Origin of the sequence: Kerstersia gyiorum (genome assembly GCF_048595715.1) — a bacterium.
GTDB lineage: Bacteria > Pseudomonadota > Gammaproteobacteria > Burkholderiales > Burkholderiaceae_B > Kerstersia > Kerstersia gyiorum.
On the sequence record NZ_CP169556.1, the window covers coordinates 728,907 to 748,334 of the forward strand.

Genomic DNA, 19,428 nt, shown 5'->3' on the forward strand with positions numbered 1-19,428 from the left:
CTGAGTTTCTTGAGTACAAACATGAGTATGTTTTTTAATGGAGCAGCATGGTTAACTGTTCATTCAATGACTTGCAGTCACAATCGCTGTTCAACGTCTAAGCAGCCTTTCCGAGCCATACCCTGTGGCCCTGAAGAACCTTGGCATGTCCAAGGTTCTTCAGGGCCACAGGTTTTCTGGCGGTGTCGCCGGTCAGCGATGGCCGGGGGCGGATGGCCCGTTCGAGTTGGAAGCGTAGGCAGGAGCCACGGAAGGGCTGGCAGCACGCCGGCGCGGGCGGGTGAGCGGAGCAAGGGTAAATCCCGAGCCGATCCGGCGCGCAGGCGCTTCAAGTTTACGTAGCGTCATGGTTTACGCTTTCTGACTTCGGGCCCGGGCGCCAGCCTCGGCTGTTTTCATGGAGCATGCATGTCCGCCACGATTGTTTCCGATGAGCGCATAGAGACCCCGCAAGGCCAGCTGGCCGCCAGGCAATGGCGGCCGCAGCAGGCAGCGGCGGGCCTGGCACCCATCGTCATGCTGCATGATTCGCTGGGCTGCATTGCCCTCTGGCGTGATTTTCCGGAACGGCTGGCAGCGGCGACGGGGCGGCGCGTGATTGCCTATGACCGGTTGGGGTTTGGCCAGTCCGCCTCACATCCGGGGTGCTTGTCGATGGATTACGTGCAGGATGAGGCCAGCACGTTCCTGCCGCAGGTCCTGGCGCAATTGCAGGCGGAATCCTTCATTGCGCTGGGCCATAGCATCGGCGGCTGCATGGGCATCGCCAGCGCGGCGCAGCATGCGCACTGCCTCGGATTGGTGACGATTGCGGCGCAGGCCTATGTGGATGATCGTATCGTGGCGGGTATCGTGGAAGCCCGCAGTATGTTCGATGACCCGGCCCAGTTCGCGCGCCTGGAGAAATACCATGGCCAACAGGCCCGCTGGGTGCTGGATTCCTGGGCGGATACCTGGACGTCTCCCGGCTTTGCGAGCTGGAATATGGGCACTGAGCTGGCGCAGGTGCAATGCCCGGCACTGGTGCTGCATGGAGACCGCGACGAATATGGGTCGCTGGCGCAACCGCAGCGCATCGCCGATAGTGTCCGAGGCCCGGTGAGCTTCCAGGTGCTGGAGGATTGCGGCCATATTCCGCACCGGGAGAAGCCCGAAGCCTTGCTCGCCAGCATCGCGCCCTGGCTGGCGCGGGAAGTCCAGTCCGCCGCCTAGCCTGGCCCGGCCCTGCTGCGGGGCCGGTTCTCCGACGCAACGCCTTGCCGTTGCCATTCACCCCTGTTGCCGGGAGCGCCCGGTCTTTCCATATGCTGCTGCCCGCCTGGGTCGGACGGCAGGTGGTTGTCTGCCCAGCAGGTTCATTCAGCATTTCGGTATGCAAGCAGGGGCTTGTGTTCATCTGGTGAATAAGAAATGGCCCATTAAGTGACTCAGGCATACGGGTTAGTCCCAGGGATGTGTTTACCAGGTGAACGCATCGAGGATTTCGATTGCCCTGCCGATGGCGAGTGTGTGTAATCGCCGGAACCTGTCGGACAGACTGATCTACCTGCAAGTGATCGGACCCGGTGAATGGCGCGGCAGCGGACCGGCCATGGGCCTGAGCAGCGCAAGCAGGCCCGGCATGGCCACCAATCAAAATACGGAGATAAAGATGAAACGAATCCTCATGGCAGCCTTCTGTTCCCTGTCCATGGCGTGCGGCACGGCGGTACTGGCCCAGGCCAAGCCGACGACGCTGAAGTTCGCCAATTTCGCCGGGCCCACGGCCTACCTGACCAAGGGCATGTTCGAGCCGTTGATCAAGGATATCCAGGACGATGCGCAGGGCACGCTGAAAATCCAGCTGTATTCGGGCGGCTCGCTGGTCAAGGCCGAGGATACGTTCGATGCCGTGCGCCGCGGGCTGGTGGATATGGGCTGGGGCGTGACGGGCTATACGCCGGGGCGTTTCAAGGTGGCGGATATTCCGGAGATTCCGTTCCAGGCCCGCACGCTGCGCGAGGCTTCGACCGGCGTGTGGCGCCTGTACGAAGAAGGCCTGATGGATGGCTTCGACGATGTGAAGGTGTTCGCACTGGTTTCGTCGGGCATCCTGACCGCGCATGGCGTGAGTGAGATCAATTCCCTGGACGACTTCAAGGGGCAGCGTATCCGCGCCGCCGGCCCGCTGGCGAGCGCATCGGTTGAAGCGCTGGGCATTATCCCGGTCGGCCTGCCTGTGCCGCAGACGGCTGAAAATTTGTCGAAGAAGACGCTCAGTGGCAGCCTGAACGACTGGAATGCCGTCTATACCTGGCAGGTTCTGGATTTCGTGCCGTATCACATTGACGTACCCATGGGTTCCAGCACGGTGTTCCTGGTGATCAACAAGCGCGCCTATGATCGCCTGGCGCCGGAAGCCAAGGCGGCCCTGGAAAAACATGGCGGTGCCAATTTCGTCGATCGCTGGTCCGAAGGCCTGGGCGGTGAAAACGAACGCCTGAAGCAGTTGCTGCAGCAGAATCCGGCGCACACCATCGTGACGCCCGGCGAAGCTGATGTCGAACGCTGGTCGGCAGCGGTGCAACCGGTGATTGAGAAATGGGTGGGCAGCGTCCCGCAGGGCGAGCGTGTCTGGGCGGTCTACACCGAGGCCCTGGAATCGCAACGTGGAGCGCAATAAGCATGGGTTCGGCCAATATCGCGGGCGCGCCCGCCAAGGCTGACTGGCAGGACCAGCTCTGCAAGTTCATGGCCTGGGCCGCGCTGACGCTGTTGCTGGTCGTGTCTGCCGGCACGCTGGTTGACATCATTCTGCGTGCTTTCACGCCCTACACCGTGCGAGGCCTGTTCGAACTGAATGGGCTGTTTATGGCCATTATCGTGGCCGGTTTTTCCGGGTTGGTGTTCGTGCGTCACCTGAACATCCGCATGGATGTGATGAAGGCGCTGGCCGGCAGCAACCAGACGGCGGTGCGCCTGCTGTGTGAACTGGTGGAAGTCGCGGTATTCGGCTGGCTGGCCATCGTGCTGCTGTTCCGGGCGCTGGATGCGCACGAGTATGGTGAGAAAACGATGGTGGTCGGCTGGCAGACCGCCGGCTGGTGGGCGGTGGCTGGCGCGCTGATGTCGCTGGCCGCGCTGACGGTACTGATCCAGGCGCTGCAGCGCTGGTACGCGGTGTTGCGCGATCGCACCTATGCGCAGCCGGGTTTCTGGCGCGGCGCGCTGGTCACGGCAGGCACCATTGCCGCCTGCGCTGTCCTGACCGTCCTGTTCATCAACGAGGACAGCAGCCCCGGCATGCAGGCCAGCATGGCATTTCTGGTGCTGTACCTGTTGATTGCGGCGCAGATTCCCATCGGCGTGTCGCTGGCGATCGTCGGCGTTGCCAGTCTTGCGCTCACACTCGGGGGCGAGCAGGCGCTGGTGGTGTCGCAGAACGAAGTCGGCCGTGCCCTGACCAGCATGGATATGGCCGCCATTCCGCTGTTTCTGCTGATGGGCAATTTCGCTACCTGGGCGGGCCTGTCCGGCGATATCTTCAATTCCGGCACGGCCTTGCTGGGCTCGCGTCGTGGCGGGCTGGCGATGGCGTCGGTACTGGGGTGCGGCGGCTTCGGGGCGATCTGCGGTTCTTCCATCGCGACCACGGCTACTTTCGGCAAGGTGGCCTTTGTGGAAATGGAGCGCCGCAACTATGCGCACAGCCTGGCGGCCGGGTGCATTGCGGCGGGCGGTACGCTGGGGGCGCTGATTCCGCCTTCGGTGGTGCTGATTGTCTATTGCGTGGTGGTGGAGCAATCCATCCAGGTTGCCTTCCAGGCCGCGCTGATTCCCGGACTGCTGGCCCTGACGATGTATGTGCTGGCCATTTTCATCTCGGTTCGGCTCAAGCCCAGCCTGGCGCCGGACGTCGAAGAGTTCGACTGGAAAGTCGCGCGAGCGGCGATGGTCAAGGCCTGGCGTCCAGTGTTGCTGTTCGCATTGGTGCTGGGCGGCCTGTACGGCGGCATGTTCACCACGCAGGAGGCCGCGTCCGTTGGCGCTTTGCTGTCCTTTGTCTTTGCTGTCGGCACCAAGGGCTTCACGCTGGATAAGTTCAAGGCATCGTTGATTGATACCGGCATCAATGCCGGCGCGATCTACGTGATTTTCATCGGTGCCAACATCTTCGCCAGCTTCATGAGCTTCACCGATATCACCCAGCTGGTACTTAGCCTGGTGGATATCAATACCATGCCGCATTGGCTGATCCTGCTCGGGCTGGTGCTGTTTTACCTGCTGCTGGGGACGGTGTTCGATACGCTGGCTGCCGTGCTGGTGACGACGCCGCTGGTGGTGCCCCTGATCGTGGGCATGGACTATGACCTGATCTGGTGGGGCGTGGTGACCTTGTCTCTGGTGGAAATTGGCATGATTACGCCGCCGCTGGGTATGAATGTTTTCGTCATGCGCAGTGTGGTAGGTGACCGCCTGCCGTTGTCGACGATCTTCCGGGGCGTAACGCCTTTCCTGATGGCGGACCTGGTGCGCGTCATTCTGCTGACGGTGTTCCCCGTCATCACGATGTGGCTGCCCGGCGTGTTGAGCGGTGGCTGAGGAGCAGGACATGAGTGAAAATCGAATCGCGCTGGTCACGGGCGCAGCGGGCGGTATCGGCCAGTCGGTATGCCGCGCCCTGGCAGAGCAGGGCCTGCAGGTGGTGCTGGCTGACCTGGACGCGGCGCCGTTGCAGGCGCTGGCCGAGGCCTTGCCGGGCCAGGGGCATCGGACTGCCGCAGTGGATATCAGCAGTATGGCGTCGGTCGAGCAGCTATTCGGCCGCCTGCGCAGCGAAGGCGTGAAAGTGTCGGTGCTGGTGAATACGGCCGCGATCTCGCCCGTGGGCGAGGATGGCGCGCTGATCGACGTGCGCAGCACCACGCCGGAACTGTGGGAGAAGGTCTTTGCCGTCAATGCTTTTGGCACCTATGCGGTCTGCCGTGCGTTTGTGATGCAGGCCGACGCGGGCATGGCGCATGGCCGCATCATCAACTTCGCTTCGTCTGCAGCGCAATTGGGCGGCTACCGATCCTGTACCGCCTATGTCGCCAGCAAGGCGGCGGTGATCGCCTTCACCAAGGCGCTGGCGCGCGAAATGGCGCCGCTCAACATTACCGCGAACGTGGTGGCGCCAGGCCTGGTCGATACACCCATGCTGCGCTCCCGCCTGGACCGCAAGGACGATGCCGGTGCGGTCGGTCTGGTGCCGCTTTCACGGGTCGGCCAGCCGGACGAGGTAGCGGCGGCTGTCACCTACCTGGTCGGGCCGTTGGCGGCATACGTGACGGGCAGCACGCTGGATGTCAACGGCGGCTATTACATGGTCTGAAGGAGGGGCGGGAATGAAGATTTGGCATCAGTCCAGCGTGGACCTGGACAACTACCCGGTGTACCGGCAATCGCTGGCAAGCCACTATGCACGCATCGCCAGCCCCGGCACGGAAATCATCCTGCATGGCGTGCCGGAATCCATGTGGCATGGCAAGTCGCCCAGCGAAGTGATGAAGGTTCCATACGCCTATCACAAGGCCATGAGCCGTCAGTTGCTGCACAACGTGCACCGTGCCGAGCGCGAAGGCTATGACGCTTTCGTGATCGGCACCTATACCGAACCCTTGTTGAGGGAATGCCGTTCGCTGGTGGATATTCCGGTGATATCCATGCCGGAAAGCACGGTGCTGATTTCCTGTTCCATGGCGCAGCAGATCGGGCTGGTGACCTTGAACGAGGAAAACCGCTGGTTCCTGCAAAATGCCATGCAGCGCCACCGCCTGGAGGCGCGCATCAGCGGCATCTACGTGATCGAACCGCAATTGCCCGAACGCGCCATTGAGCAGGTCTTCCTGCAACCCGGCGATTACATTGCCGCCTTCAGCGCCACGGCGCGGCGCGCCATCGAGGCGGGCGCAGATATCATCGTGCCGGCCGAAGGCCTGGTGGCGGAGGTGCTGGCGGCCAATGGTGTGCACGAGATCGACGGCGTCAGCGTACTCGACGGCGTTGGCGCGCCGCTGGCCTACGCGGAGATGCTGGCCAGGCTGCACCGGCTGACCGGCCTGCATGCCGGCCGGCGCTGGCACTACATCAAACCCAGTGCGGAATTGCTGGCGCTGTATCCTCCTGATTGAGGAGAAGATTGTGCCGGAAACTGATATCTATCCCAGGGTAAGGGCCCTGGAACGCGGCCTGGAACTGATTGGCGCATTGAGTGATCTGGGCTGGGCCAACCCTGGAGAGCTGGCGAAGTACACAGGCATCCATCGGGCGACGGTCTACCGTTTGCTGTTCACGCTGGAACAGGCCGGCTATGTGTATCTTCGTCCGGGGGACGGGCGCTACTTCCTGACCACCCGGTTCCGTCGTTTCGCCGACAGCGTCAAGGACGAGGATTGGGTCGTGCAGGTTATCGGCCCTTACCTGGGGCGCCTGCTGTCGCAGGTGCAGTGGCCCAGCGATTTCGCAACCTTTTCCTCGGGCTATCTGGAAATCCGCGAGTCTACGCACCGTTTCAGTCCGATGTCGGTCAATCGCGCCATGGTGGGCAAGACACGGCCGTTGCTGCGCTCTGCGCTGGGCATTGCCATTCTGAGCGAGGTGGCTGATGAAAGCCTGGAGCAGATACTGGATCTCGCCAGCATCATGAAGCACGATGGCTTTTCCAAGGAAGACGTGCGCCATGACATGCTGCAGCGCCGGCTGGCGGCGCGTGAACGCGGCTATGCGGAATCGTCCGGCGGCACCGAGCCGAATATCAGCGCCATCGCCTACCCGGTGTGCTGGCGCAACCGCGTGCTGGGCGCGATCAATATCATGTTTTTCAGGAGTGCGATGACGCCGGCAAAGGCGGCCGAGCGTTATCTGGACGCCTTGCATGAATGCGTGCACGACATCGAGCGGGAGCTTGATCCGCTGCCTTTGGGAGAATACGGATGGCTCAGATACACGCCTTGAGGGTATCGGCGCCCTGGGTATCGGACAGCCCCTTGCGGGGGGATTGGGACGAACCCGGGGAGACGTCCTGCTACCGGCCAGTGGAAAGCTTGCGCCGAGGGCTGGAGATCCTGCGCAGCCTGAACCAGGCGGCCGGTGGGCGGGCGTCGATCACGGAAATCAGTGCGGCGACCGGCCTGCACCGGACGACTGTGCGGCGCATGCTGGAAACCTTGCAGAACGAAGGCTACGTGCGCCGCAACTCATCGGACGAGCACTACAGCCTGAACCAGAAGGTGCGGCAGCTGAGCGACGGCTTCACCGATGAGGACTGGGTATCCGAAGTGGCGGGGCAGGCGCTGGGGCGCCTGCTGCAGAAGGCGGTCTGGCCTTCCGACCTTTCTACCCTGGATGGCGACAGCATGGTGGTGCGTGAAACCACGCACCGCTTCAGCCCGCTGTCGTTTCATCGGGCGATGATACGCCGGCGCCTGCCTATCCTGTTTACCGCTGCCGGGCGTGCCTACCTGAGCGCCTGTGCGGCACCGGAACGCGATGAAATCCTGCGTTTGTTGCAACAGGGCAGCGATGCGCAGGCGCGCATGGCGCGGGACCCGCAACTGGTGGCGGCGCTGTTGCAGAAAACCCGTGAACAGGGCTTCGGCTCCAATGATGGCGATTGGCATGAACAGGCGCGCATGAGCGCGATCGCCCTGCCTGTGCGACACGGCCAGCGTGTGCTGGGCTGCATCAACATCATTTTCACCAAAAAGGCCATGACGACCCGCGAGGCGGAGCAACGCTTGCTGCCGGCCTTGCGTGTTGCCGTGGCGGAAATCGAAGCGCAGCTGCATGGCCATGGCGCCTCCTGCCTCTCCATGCAGGATGTTGCGTCGGCTGCCTGGCCGTCGGGGCGTGAGGCGGCAACGCCGGTTCTGGCCGAATAGGCGGCCGGCCTGGCAACGCGCCGGCTGCCTGCGCACGGCAGACAACAGGTGCGGGCATGGGCAGACGCGGCCGGCAAGCCCTCAGTCCTTGGTAAAGAAATCCAGCACCATGCGGTTGAATTTTTCGGCGTGTTCCCATTGGGCCCAGTGGCCGCAGCGGCTGAATATATGCAACTCGGCATTGGCCATGCCCCACAGCAGCCGCAGGCCGATATCCATGGGCACGAAGCGGTCGTCACGGCCCCAGATGATCAAGGCCGGCGCCTTGATTTCCCCCAGGCGCGGCCCGAAGTCAGGGAACTGGCGCGGGTTGGCTTCCAGGCTGCTGACGAAGTTTTCCAGGTGGTCGCGGCGCGACAGCATATTGTCCAGGCGGGCCTGGAACAGTTCTTCGGTCAGGTGGCTGGTGTCGAAGACGAATACCTGCATCATGCGGCGCAGGTATTCGATCGTCGGTTCACGGTAAAGCGCTTGCAGCAGTTTGATACCTTCGGCTGGCATGGGCACGAATTGGCTGGGGCCGCCGGTGCCGCCGCCCATCAGGACGAGCTTGCCGATGCGCGTCGGATTGGACAGCGCAAACGCCACCGTGCTGTGGCCGCCCATGGAGTTACCGATCAGGTGGGCGCGTTCGATGCCCAGCGCGTCCAGCAGGCCCTTGAGCGCGCGGGCGTTCAGGTCGGAACGCGAACCGGTGCAAACAATGGGATCGCTTTTGCTCCAGCCCGGGCAATCCAGCAGGATGACGCGCAAGCCTGCGTCGGCCAGTGGCTGGACGTTGCGGTTGAAGTTTGCCCAGCCGCTGGCGCCAGGCCCGGAACCGTGCAGCATGACAACCACGGGGCCGTCGCCGCCGGTGTCGTTGTAGTGCACTTGCAGATCGAGATCCTGTTCCTTGATGCGGGCGAAGCGGCTGGTGCTCGCTTCGGTATGGATGAAGGTCGTTGCCGTCATGGATATTCCTTATCTTGGGGCGGGCCTGTGTTGGGGGCGTAGGGGGTTACTCGAAGCGCACGGACACATGGCCCATGCCAGCGATATGTACGCTGAAATGCTGTCCGCTGCTGGCAACGGCCATGGGGCCGAGGGCACCGGTCAGCACGATGTCGCCAGCCTGCAGGGGGCGGCCGCAACGCACCATGGTGTCGGCCAGCCAGACGGCGGCATTGAGCGGGTTGCCCAGGCAGGCGCGGCCATTGCCGCGCGAGACAGGAGCGCCATCGCATTGCATTTCCATGGCGCAGTCGCTCAGGTCGATGTCGCGCAGCCGGACGGGGCGGCTGCCCAGGACGAACAGGCCGCTGGAAGCGTTGTCGGCAACCGTGTCGATGAAGCGGATATTCCAGTCCGCGATCCGGCTATCCACGACTTCGATGGCCGGCAGGCAGTATTCGGTCGCGCCGATCAGGTCGGCGTAGGTATGGTGTTCGTGGTTCAGGTCGCGCCCGAGTACCAGCGCGACTTCTGCTTCAGCCTTGGGCTGGATCAGCCGGCCGGGGGCAATGCTGCCGCCGTCGCCTATGGCCATGTCGTCGAACAACATGCCGAAGTCGGGCTGATCTACGCCCAGCTGAGCCTGGACAGCCAATGAGGTCAGGCCGATCTTGCGGCCGACCAGGCGGCGGCCCTGGGCCAGGGCCTGGCGGGTATTGGCTTCCTGGATAGCGTAGGCTGTCTCGGGGCTGGCGTCCTGCAGCCGGTCGCGTAGCGGCGCGATGGCCTGGCGCTGTTCCTCCGCCAGGCGCAGGGCATGGGCGGCAGCGGTAGTGTCGAGCGTGGGAACGTGGGAACTCTGTGTCATTTCCTGCTTATCCTGCAAAAGTCAGACGGGTGTCCGGTTGGGGGCGTGCGCCATGGTCAGCCTGCGGCCGGCACCGGGCTGGCCGGTTCGGCACTGACGACGCCATAGCCCGCAATCCATTCGTTCACGGGTCGGTAGTAGTCGCGCCTGCCTTCATAAGCGCCAGCGGCGGACATGGCGGCGAAGGCGGCAACCCAGGTGCGGACTTCGTGGGTGGAGCGTCCCGCCGCCCTGGAGATCGTTTCGATTTCAAAATCGTCGACCTTGCTCAGGTCCTTGCCGATCAACAATTCCATGAAAGCCTGGTCCCATTCTTCGTTCAGCGGGGTGAGGTCGCAGTCTGGCGTACCGAAAATCTGTCCGGTGGCGATGGTACGGGCCTGGCGTGCCGCGCGGGCTTCCGGTGTGGGGTTGCGGCCTGCGATCAGGAACTCGGCAATCTCGGGCTTGGCGCCGGAAAACACCGGCACCGGCGGTTCATGCGATAGCCCGCCGGAGCCGAGGATCAGCACGCGTTTGCCCAGCCCGGCGATGAAACGGCCCACGGCTTCGCCCAGCAGGCGTACGCGGCGGTAGGGGCCGAAGGGCGGTGCAACGGAGTTGATGATGATGGGAATCACCGGATAGCGCGTCAGGCTGCCCGTCATTTCCTCGAGAATCTGGGTGCAGCCGTGATCCACCTGCAGGCGATGCGACATGGCGATGTCGATATCGCTGTCGAGGACGTGGCGCACCAGGTCCAGCGCCAGATCGTCGGGAATCGACAGCGGGCCGGGCAGTGTCTTGTAGTCGGCCACGGATTCCGCTGCCGTGGCAATCACAAAGGGCGGCATCAGGTCATAGAACAGCCCGTTGTAGTGATCCGGGGCGAAGACCACGATCAGCTCTGGGTCGAAGGCCTCGACGTCGGCGCGCGCGGCGGCAATGACGGCATCGACTTCGGCGACAACGCCGGGCGCCGGGTCATTGAGGCCACGCAAGGGAGTATGCGACAGGCATTTGAGCTTGACGATGCTGGTACTCATGGAATCTCCAGATTTCATGGCTGGACCGCTGGCACGTGGCCGGAGGCCTAGTATTCAGGGGCCGACTTGGAACAGGGCTGCCTGTCCCTGGCCCGGCCTGGCCGGACAAGTCGCCTTGCGCTGCGGCGCGGTTTTCGCACCGCTTGCGCGAAGGGCTGTGGCCGTCACGCCGGTTTCCGTCGTTATTGATCCAGAGGCAGGTGGGCCTGCCTCTGGTTTATCTGAACCGATTGTAGGAATGGCCCCTGCACCGCCCAAAAAAAGTTGGCGGCAGGTGCACTCTGTGCACCGGGGTGGGGATCTGGAGAAACTGCCACGCCCGGCGCATGTCGGCAAAGCCCGGCGCGCCATTGCAGCGCGCCGGGGCAGGGAGGTTCAGGCAGCGGGGTAGACCCAGGCCTGTTGAGGGTCTATCCGGACCGGATGGTGTCCGGCTGCCAGGGGCTCGCGTCCGAAGGCGCGCAAGGGGACGGTTTGCGCGCTGGCATCGCCCAGACGGAACACATATTCCCAGCGATCGCCCAGGTACATGCTGGTGCTCAGCGGCAGGTTGAAGTCTCCGGCGGCTTCGTCGCCGGCCCCGACCTTCAGGCTTTCCACCCGGGCGACCACGACGACCGCCTGGCCGGGTTGCAGTTCGCCCACTGCGCTACCCCAGAAGCGCCAGCCGTCGCCCAGCACTTCCACGCGGCCGTTCTCCACGCGGCCGGCCTTGCCCTGCAGGCGGTTGTTGCTGCCCATGAACTCTGCCGCATACAGGCTCTGGGGGCGGCTATAGATATCCTGGGGCGTACCTTGCTGCTCGATGGCGCCGCCATTGAGCAGCAAAATGCGGTCGGAAATCGCCATGGCTTCGCTCTGGTCGTGCGTGACCATCAGGGCCGACAGGCCCAGGCCTACGATCAGTTCGCGCAGGAAGACCCGTGCCTCTTCGCGCAACTTGGCATCCAGGTTGGACAGCGGTTCGTCCAGCAGGATGACCGGCGGGTTGTAGACCAGGGCACGGGCAATGGCGACGCGCTGTTGCTGGCCACCGGAAAGCTGGCTGGGATAGCGGCTGCCCAGGGCACCCAGGCCAAGCTGGTCGAGAATCGCCTGTACTTTCTGCTTGAGTTCCGCCTTGGGCACTTTGCGCAGCGTCAGCGGATAGGCGACGTTCTGTTCGACGGTCTTGTGCGGCCAGAGCGCATAGGACTGGAATACCAGCCCGAGATTGCGGGCCTCGGCGGGGACGTCGATCCGCCGGGCGGAATCGTAGATGTCGGTGCTGCCGATGGTGATGCGGCCCTGGCTGGGGGCTTCCAGGCCGGCGACGGCGCGCAGCAGTGTGGTCTTGCCGCTGCCGGAGGCGCCCAGCAGCGATACCACTTCGCCGCGTTCCAGCGACATGGACACGCCCTTGAGTACGGGGTTGCGATCGTAGGCGAGGTGGATGTTTTCGACGGTCAGTTCACTCATCGCAGTTTCACTCCGAAGCGTAAGGCAATGCCCAGGCCGATGACGACCAGGACGATATTGATGAAGGACAGGGCGGCGACGATGTCGATGGCACCCGAGGCCCACAGCGAGACCAGCATGGAGCCGATGGTTTCCGTGCCCGGCGTAAGCAGGTACACGCCGGTGGAGTACTCGCGTTCAAAGATCAGGAACATCAGTAGCCAGGCGCTGATCAGGCCGAATTTCGCCAGTGGCGCGGTGACGTGGCGGGTGACCTGTCCGGGCCGCGCGCCAGCGCTGCGGGCGGCTTCTTCCAGTTCCGGACCGACCTGCAGCAGCGTGGACGAAATCAGGCGCAGGCCATAGGCCAGCCAGACCACGGTATAGGCCAGCCAGACGCTGAAGATGGTGCTGCGCAGCGCCCGCATGGGTTCGACCAGGTTGACGCTCAGCCATCCGGCAAACGGCAGCGCAGACAATATGCCGTCTTCCAGCGACTGGTTCAGCCACATCGGGATGAACAGGAAGCACCACAGGAAGGCCAGGCCGGCCAGCAGCCCCGGCACGGCGCGCGGCACCAGCACGCTGTAATCCAGGAAGCGCGTCACGTTGTCGGGCTTGCGGTGCATGGCCAGGCCGATGAACAGGTAGCAGATGACGGCCAGTGCGCCGCCGAATACGCCGATGGCGACTGAGTTGACGATGGCGCGCAGCAGGCTGGCCTGCGCGAAGACCTGACGGAATGCGTCCAGCGACAGCACGTCCAGCAGCGAAATGCCTATGCCCCAGTTGGAGACGAAGGCGCGCAGCATGACGCCGACGATAGGCACGATGATGGTCACGACCAGCCAGATGGCCACGACGGTGCCGGCCACCCAGCGCCAGCGGCCCAGCGGCAGCGGGCGGGAGCGCGTGGCCTTGCCCTTGATGGAAACGAAGCGGTTGGCCGAGCGCATCAGGCGGCGTTGCAGCATCACCAGGGGGATGGTCATGGCGATCAGCACCACGGCCACGGCAGCCATCAGGTGATAGGACGGAATGCCCAGCTTGTTGGTCAGCTTGTACAGATAAGTTGCCAGCACCAGATGCCCTTCCGGGTCGCCCAGCACCAGCACCAGGCCGAAGACTTCCAGGCCCAGGAAGAACAGCAGGACTATGGCGTACAGGATTGCGGGCCGTACCATGGGCAGGCTGACGGCACGCATGACCTGCAGGGGGCTGGCACCGGCGGTGCGGGCGGCTTCCTCGACATCCGAGCCTATGCTGCGCAGCGCAGCGGAGATATAGAGGTAGGCGTGCGGAACGTGGGTCAGCCCCGCAATGATGACGATGCTCGTGAAGGAATAAATATTCCAGGGCACGAAGCCGATCAGGTTCTGCGTCCAGACGGAAAAAAATCCGACCGGGCCGGCCGAGACGATGTACCCGAAACCCAGCACCATGGGAGAGACGAAGATGGGCACCAGGATCAGCGGCTCGATCCAGGTCCTGCCGGGCAGGTCGGTGCGCACCATCAGGAAGGCCAGGATGCCGCCCAGGGGAATGGCGATGGCGGCCAGGCCGAATGCCATGATGAAGCCGTTGACCAGCGCATCATAGAAATCGGGGTCGTCAAAAATGAAACGGAAGGCTTCCAGGCTGAAGTATTTGTCCGGGGAGAAAAAAGGTTCGGACAGGAAGCTCTGGATGATGATCAGGCTCAACGGCACGTAGATCGCCAGCGCCGTCAGCAGTACGACGATACGGCGCGGCCATGCCTGCAACCTTGCATATAAGGCTTGCATAGTCTGGTGGTCCCGAAAGTAGGAGTGGGGATGCCGGCAGGCTGGCTGCGCGTCAGTCAGCCTGGAAAATGCGGGCCGGCATCCGGGCGGACGCAGCCACGGATGCGTGGCTGCGGTGCAGGAAGCGCTTTACTTGCCTGCGGCGTTGCGCCAGCTGCGGATGAAGGCCAGCCGCTCTTTCTGTTCCAGGTACTGCAGCAGGCTTTCGTCGACGGGGATGGGTACCAGGGTCGTTTCCGTCAGGCGGCTGGTCAGCCCCTTGACGTCATTGTCGCCTTCGACATCTTCACGGATGGAGGTCAGGTTGGACTGGTTGGCGAGCACGCCCTGGCCTTCGGCCGACAGCATGAAGTCCAGGAACAGGCGGGCGGCGTTGGGGTTGGCAGCCTTCTTGCTGACGAAGGCCACGCGCGACAGTACCGGGGTGTAGTCGGCGGGATAGACGATGCCGATGGAAGGATCATTGGCTGCGCGCGTCTCGGCATAGGAACCAAGCAGGTTGTAGCCGATCAGGTTCTCGCCTGAGGAAACGCGTTCCATCATGGTGCCGGTGGAGGATTGCAGCACCAGGTTGGCTGCGCCCACGCCCTTGATGAAGTCCAGGTAATCCGGGTTGCGGAGGTTGTCCTGGGCCGCCAGCATGTATCCGACCGCTGATTTTTCGATGTCGTAGGTCGTGACCTTGTTGCGGAAGCGGTCGGGCTGGTTCTTCACCAGTTCGGCCAGTGCCGCGTGCGTGCGCGGCACTTCGTCTTCCTTGATCAGGCGGGTGTTATAGATGAAGGCGATGGGCTCGTAGGTCGTGCCGAACGCCGCATTGTTCCAGACGGCCCATTCTGGCAGGGAGGGGATTTCAGGGGATTCATAGCTGTCCGCGTAGCGAGTCGCTAGGCGCATGGCCGAATCCATGGAAGAGCTCCACAGCAGGTCGGCGCTGCCACCGCCCGCCGCCTGTTCGCTGATGTAGCGGTTATAGAGCTCCGTGCTGTTCATGTCGTGGTATTCCACCTTGACCTTGCCGTGCTTGGCCTCGAAGGCTGCGATCAGTGGCGCGGCGGCCTTGGTGTCGGTGGTGGAATAAATGATGACTATGCCTTCCGCTTCGGCCTTGCTGGTCAGGTCGTCCGCCTGGGCGGCAAAGGCAAGTCCGCCGCCAAGCGCAGCGGCAAGCACCAGGGAGGCCGAGTGTGTCGGATGCAGTCTCATATTGTCTCCTCATGTATTTTTCATGTTGGCGTCTATCGCGCCGGATGCCCGGCTATGCCCGGGGCTGGAGACTATTATGGTTGTGCACGCTGTCACCGACCTGTCATCGGCGTTTGCAAGTCCGGCGTATCTGTGACCAGACGCGTCCAGTTGTCCAGGAAGCGGCGCCGGCGCGTCTGGTCCAGGCCAACCAGCAGTGCCGGGCCAAGCACGATGGGTTGCAGCAGGCCTTGTTTCAGCTCGCCGAGCAGCGGATCTTCCAGGCCGGTGTCGTCCGGCAGCAGCGGAGGCAGGCCCGCCTGCTCCATGGCGGCGCGCTGGCCGCGTGGCGAGAGCAGGTAGTCGATGAAGGTGCCGGCGATTTCCGGGGAGGGCGCATCGCGGTGGATCAGGGCGCTGCGTGTCAGCACGGTAATGTAGTCTTCCGGCACCACGACGGCGATATCTGCACCGGCACGCTGACGGCCGAGGGCATACGGGCCCAGCACGTTATAGGCGATATCCAGTTCGCCACTTTCCAGGCCATCGAGCAGTTCGGCGGTCGTGCCATAGAGGCGCACGCCGGCCTGCCCCAACTGGTTGGCCATGCCCCAGAAGTTTGCCGAGGTGCGTTCGTCATACAGCGCGAGCAGATAACCAGCGCCGCTGATGTGGATATCGTAGGTGCCGATGCGATGGCGCAGGCGCGGCCCTTCTGCTTCCAGCAGGCGCAAGAGTTCATTGCGGGATTTCGGGCGCTGGCCGGGGGCGAAGCGGGAGCGGGAATAGGCAATGACTACCGGTTCCTGTGTAAAACCGTAGACCTCGTTGCGCCAGCGCGCCCAACCCGGCACGCGCTGGGTATACATGGATTCGTGGGCCCGGGCGTAGCCATCATTGGCCAGTTTCAGTTGCAGGTCTGCGGCGGAACTGATCAGTACATCCACCGGGGGCATCTGCCCGGCAAGCACCCGCAGATACAGGCCCATGCTGTCGATTTCCAGATAATCGACGGCAATCTGGGGGTGGAGCTGCTGGAAATCCTGTACCAGCCACTGGAACAGTTCCGTGTCGGTCGGTCCAGCCACGCGCAGGCGGGCCTGGGCCGCGCTGCCATCGCCCTGGCGGGCGGGATAGTGGGTCAGGCGGATAGTGAAATCGGAACCCTGGCGATCGTTGCCCATGGCGGCAGGGGTGTCGCCCGTGTTGCCGGGCGGATGCCGGGGCGCCGGCATGGCAGCACCAAAGGATGGAGTGGCGCTGGTATCCGCCGGCATGTCGGGGCTGGCCAGGGTGGGGGCGGCAGGCAGGGCCAGCACCAGGCCCAGCAACAGGCATGGCAATACCGCGCCCAGGCTGCCGGACAGAACGCTGGCCGGGCCGTGTTCGCGGGCGACGAGCCTGGCGGGCAGGACGATGCGTACCGTCAGGCCGCCGCCAGGCCGGTCGCGCAGCAGCAATTCGCCATCATGGGTGCGGACGACGGATTGCACGATGGACAGGCCCAGCCCGGAACCTATCCGGCCGCCGCTGGTGCTGCCGCGCGCGAAACGCTGCAACACCAGCGGTTTTTCTGCATCCGTGATGCCAGGGCCGCGATCGGAGACATCGAACACGATATAGCCTTCGCGCCGGCTGAATACCTGGATTTCGACTTCGCCTTCGCCGCCATAGACCAGGGCGTTGTCCACCACATTGCGCAGCATTTCACGCAGGCTGACATGGTCGCCGTGCAGGATCGCCCGTCTGGCTGAGGGCGTGACATGCCAGCGGATGCGGGGGGTGTCATCCGGGTTCAGGCGTTGCATGACTTCTTTCACGACGGCCCGCACGCGCAGTTCGCTGGACAGGGCGCTGTCCCGCCGGTGCGAGATGGTTGCATCCATCAGCAGCTGGTTCAGGAGCTGCGTGGTGTGGCCGGCGTTGGCGTGGATGCGTTGCACGCGCGGTTGTATGGCTTCCAGGCTGGTTTCCTCGAGAGCCAGTTCCGCTTGCATTTTGAGCGCGGCGAGCGGGGTGCGGATCTGGTGGGCCGCATCGGCGACCAGGCTGTTGAGCGTGCCAATGGCGCCCTTGAGCCGCAGCATGAAATCATTGAGCGCATGCACCAGTCCGCCGATTTCTATAGGGACGGCCTGGGTAATGGCCTGCAGGTTGTCGGGCGAACGCTGCCGCAGCTCCTGTTCCAGTGCGGCCAGCGGCCGGAAGGCGCGGCGCATGCCGAAGCCCAGCAGGGCAACGGCCACCAGCATGATCACCATCAGGGGCACCACGCTGCGCTGAAACAGGGTGTCGCTCAATTGCTGGCGCGTGCCCAGGGTCTCGGCAACGCGTATGGTCACCCAGCCGCGGCCATGCATGCCGGTGACCAGGCGGCCGGCCGTGACCATGCGTACCGGCTGGCCCAGGAATTCCATGACGGTGAACACCGGTCTTTCCGATTGGGCCGGCGGCAGCGCCGCGCCGAGATCGGCATAGCCGGAAATCAGCCCGCCATCGCCATGGATGGCGTAATAGATATGCTCCTGGTCCGACAGCATGGCCATGGCGGAATATGGCAGTTCCACGGTCAGTTGGCCATCTTCGGCCTGGACGGCATTGGCGATGGTCAAGGCGGACGCGGCAAGCAGGCGGTCGTAGGCGGCATCCGCAGCGCGCTGGGCGTAATGATGGGAAAGCCAGCAAAGCCCGGCGAAGCACAGCGCCAGGATGCCCAGCGCCATGAGCAGCAGGCGGCGCTGTATCGAATACGGCTGGCGCTTCATGCGCCATCAACCAGGACGGCGCTGTAGCCCGTTCCGCGGATGGTATCTATCCGTATGGCGGCATTGCCCAGCTTGCGGCGGATGCGGGAAATCAGCAACTCCACGGCATTGGGGCTGCTTTCTTCATCGAAGTTGAAAAGCTGGGTCATCAGGCGTTCCTTGGAGACCACCTGGCTGCGTTTCTGTACCAGGATCTCCAGCAGGCAGAATTCACGGCGCCCGAAGTCTATCGTCGCACCGTCCACGGTTACGCGCCGGGCAGCGCTATCGAGCACTAGGTTGCCCAGCACCGTCAGGCTGCCTGTCTGGGCATGGTCCTGCCGCCGCAGCAGCACGCGCAGGCGGGCTTCCAGTTCTCGCAGGTCGAAGGGCTTGACCAGATAGTCGTCCGCGCCGAGGTCCAGCATGCCTACCTTGTCCTCGATCTCGGCACGTGCCGTCATGACCAGGGTGGGGATGTGCTGCTGTCGTTGGCGCAGCTGCTTGATGATGGCAAAGCCGTCTGAGTCGGGCAGCATGATGTCCAGCAGCATGCCATCCCATTCCTCGTGTTGCAGGTAGCTCAGCGCATCCGCGCCGCTGCATACCCACTCGACGGTATGGCCGATACGGCGCAGCCGGCTTTGAATGGCTTCGCCCAGGTCACTGTTGTCTTCGACGACCAGTATCCGCATTTTGTCTCCTCGCCGCGCCATATAAGCTGTGTTTTTTTGGGGCGGCGGCGCCGGTATGGCCGGCACCGCCAGCGACAGGTCGGAATCATTCTATCCTCTTTGCCTGTCAGCACCCTGGCGTGATGGATGGCGCCGGGGCGGCTGTCAGGAGGGAAAGGAAGGGTCGTTGAGCGGAGCGGGCTGTAGCCGTGTCTATATATAGATAGAGGGCGCTCTGTATATAGGGCTGCGGGCGGGCCTTTTTCCGGAGTCTCGGTAGTAGGGAGATGGCGGCTCGTGGCGGGCGTTGGGGCGGCCGGGGGCGGGACGCGCCGCTGCCGGCGTGGGCGGCACCAGGGCGAGGAGGCACCCTGGCCCGGAAAGGCGCCAGGGAAGGCGTCGTCAGGCTGGCTGACGGCCCGTCGGGCGGTTTTTTGGGAAAAAAAGATTTTCTTCGAAAAGTTTACACGGCGATGAAAAGCGTGCTATATTTCATTTTCTGTTGAGCAGCACAGCAAACCTTTCCCAGCGAAAGGGGCGAAGTAAAGTTCAACGGGGCCGGAAACGGAGTTTGTTTTCAGGCGCAGCGGTTTGATCCCTAAGGGACGGCCAGGCGGCGCTAGGAAACGAATTCGGCAGGGAAGTGAAGCGGTTCAGTAAGTGTTGACAAACTTCAAAATCCCATGTTATAGTTTCTGACTCGGTTGCTTAGTAACTCAGGGTTAACCCGAAAGGGGCGGTTCTGATAGGCAACTGGAAACGAGGTCTGGTGGGTTTACCCAGGCGGCGTTTTTCAAGTAGGGATTCAGTGGATAGCCGCTAAGTGGCAAACGAAACTGAGTTGACAAACCTGAAAAACTGCTTCATAATCTCGTTT

Annotated in this window: 15 protein-coding genes; 7 read left to right on the top strand and 8 right to left on the bottom strand. The window is 63.3% G+C overall.

What is annotated here, in order from left to right; translation table 11 throughout:
* Positions 1-408: 408 nt before the first annotated feature.
* The 7 genes from ACEW7X_RS03215 to ACEW7X_RS03245 all read left to right on the top strand — a co-directional run bounded on the left by ACEW7X_RS03215 (position 409) and on the right by ACEW7X_RS03245 (position 7,901).
* On the top strand, positions 409-1,212 hold the full coding sequence (locus ACEW7X_RS03215; protein ID WP_068375178.1) for an alpha/beta fold hydrolase: 804 nt from the start codon (positions 409-411) through the stop codon (positions 1,210-1,212).
* A gap of 439 nt (positions 1,213-1,651) precedes the next feature.
* Positions 1,652-2,662, top strand: a complete 1,011-nt coding sequence (locus tag ACEW7X_RS03220) for a TRAP transporter substrate-binding protein (protein WP_193755224.1) — start codon at positions 1,652-1,654, stop codon at positions 2,660-2,662.
* A gap of 2 nt (positions 2,663-2,664) precedes the next feature.
* Entirely contained in the window at positions 2,665-4,581 is a 1,917-nt protein-coding gene (locus tag ACEW7X_RS03225) for a TRAP transporter large permease subunit (protein WP_420177600.1), read from the top strand.
* 10 nt (positions 4,582-4,591) lie between these two features.
* Complete coding sequence (locus ACEW7X_RS03230; protein ID WP_253596503.1) at positions 4,592-5,353, top strand: SDR family NAD(P)-dependent oxidoreductase; 762 nt, start codon at positions 4,592-4,594, stop codon at positions 5,351-5,353.
* A gap of 13 nt (positions 5,354-5,366) precedes the next feature.
* Positions 5,367-6,152, top strand: coding sequence for an aspartate/glutamate racemase family protein (locus ACEW7X_RS03235; protein ID WP_420177601.1), 786 nt, complete (start codon positions 5,367-5,369; stop codon positions 6,150-6,152).
* 10 nt (positions 6,153-6,162) lie between these two features.
* Positions 6,163-6,975: an IclR family transcriptional regulator domain-containing protein gene (locus ACEW7X_RS03240; protein ID WP_068375171.1), complete on the top strand. Its 813-nt coding sequence runs from the start codon at positions 6,163-6,165 to the stop codon at positions 6,973-6,975.
* The gene (locus tag ACEW7X_RS03245) at positions 6,954-7,901 is read left to right on the top strand and encodes a DNA-binding transcriptional regulator (RefSeq protein ID WP_083969768.1); all 948 of its coding nucleotides are present in this window, start codon (positions 6,954-6,956) and stop codon (positions 7,899-7,901) included. Before ACEW7X_RS03240 ends, ACEW7X_RS03245 begins: the two co-directional genes overlap by 22 nt.
* Before the next feature lie 81 nt (positions 7,902-7,982).
* On the opposite strand, the gene ACEW7X_RS03250 is transcribed toward ACEW7X_RS03245, so the two are convergent.
* The 8 genes from ACEW7X_RS03250 to ACEW7X_RS03285 form a co-directional block, all read right to left on the bottom strand.
* On the bottom strand, positions 7,983-8,855 hold the full coding sequence (locus ACEW7X_RS03250; protein WP_420177602.1) for an alpha/beta fold hydrolase: 873 nt from the start codon (positions 8,853-8,855) through the stop codon (positions 7,983-7,985).
* A gap of 46 nt (positions 8,856-8,901) precedes the next feature.
* The gene (locus ACEW7X_RS03255) at positions 8,902-9,702 is read right to left on the bottom strand and encodes a 2-keto-4-pentenoate hydratase (RefSeq protein ID WP_068375160.1); all 801 of its coding nucleotides are present in this window, start codon (positions 9,700-9,702) and stop codon (positions 8,902-8,904) included.
* A gap of 56 nt (positions 9,703-9,758) precedes the next feature.
* Positions 9,759-10,727, bottom strand: coding sequence for a 3-carboxyethylcatechol 2,3-dioxygenase (locus ACEW7X_RS03260; protein WP_068375154.1), 969 nt, complete (start codon positions 10,725-10,727; stop codon positions 9,759-9,761).
* Positions 10,728-11,102: 375 nt separating this feature from the next.
* Entirely contained in the window at positions 11,103-12,185 is a 1,083-nt protein-coding gene (locus tag ACEW7X_RS03265) for an ABC transporter ATP-binding protein (RefSeq protein ID WP_068375151.1), read from the bottom strand.
* Positions 12,182-13,948: an ABC transporter permease gene (locus tag ACEW7X_RS03270; RefSeq protein WP_130487643.1), complete on the bottom strand. Its 1,767-nt coding sequence runs from the start codon at positions 13,946-13,948 to the stop codon at positions 12,182-12,184. Before ACEW7X_RS03270 ends, ACEW7X_RS03265 begins: the two co-directional genes overlap by 4 nt.
* Before the next feature lie 129 nt (positions 13,949-14,077).
* Positions 14,078-15,154 (bottom strand): ABC transporter substrate-binding protein, encoded by a 1,077-nt coding sequence (locus tag ACEW7X_RS03275; RefSeq protein WP_420177603.1) that lies wholly within the window; start codon positions 15,152-15,154, stop codon positions 14,078-14,080.
* A 92-nt stretch (positions 15,155-15,246) separates the two neighbouring features.
* Positions 15,247-17,898, bottom strand: coding sequence for an extracellular solute-binding protein (locus ACEW7X_RS03280; protein WP_420177604.1), 2,652 nt, complete (start codon positions 17,896-17,898; stop codon positions 15,247-15,249).
* Positions 17,895-18,572: a response regulator transcription factor gene (locus ACEW7X_RS03285; protein WP_068375138.1), complete on the bottom strand. Its 678-nt coding sequence runs from the start codon at positions 18,570-18,572 to the stop codon at positions 17,895-17,897. Before ACEW7X_RS03285 ends, ACEW7X_RS03280 begins: the two co-directional genes overlap by 4 nt.
* Positions 18,573-19,428: the final 856 nt, after the last annotated feature.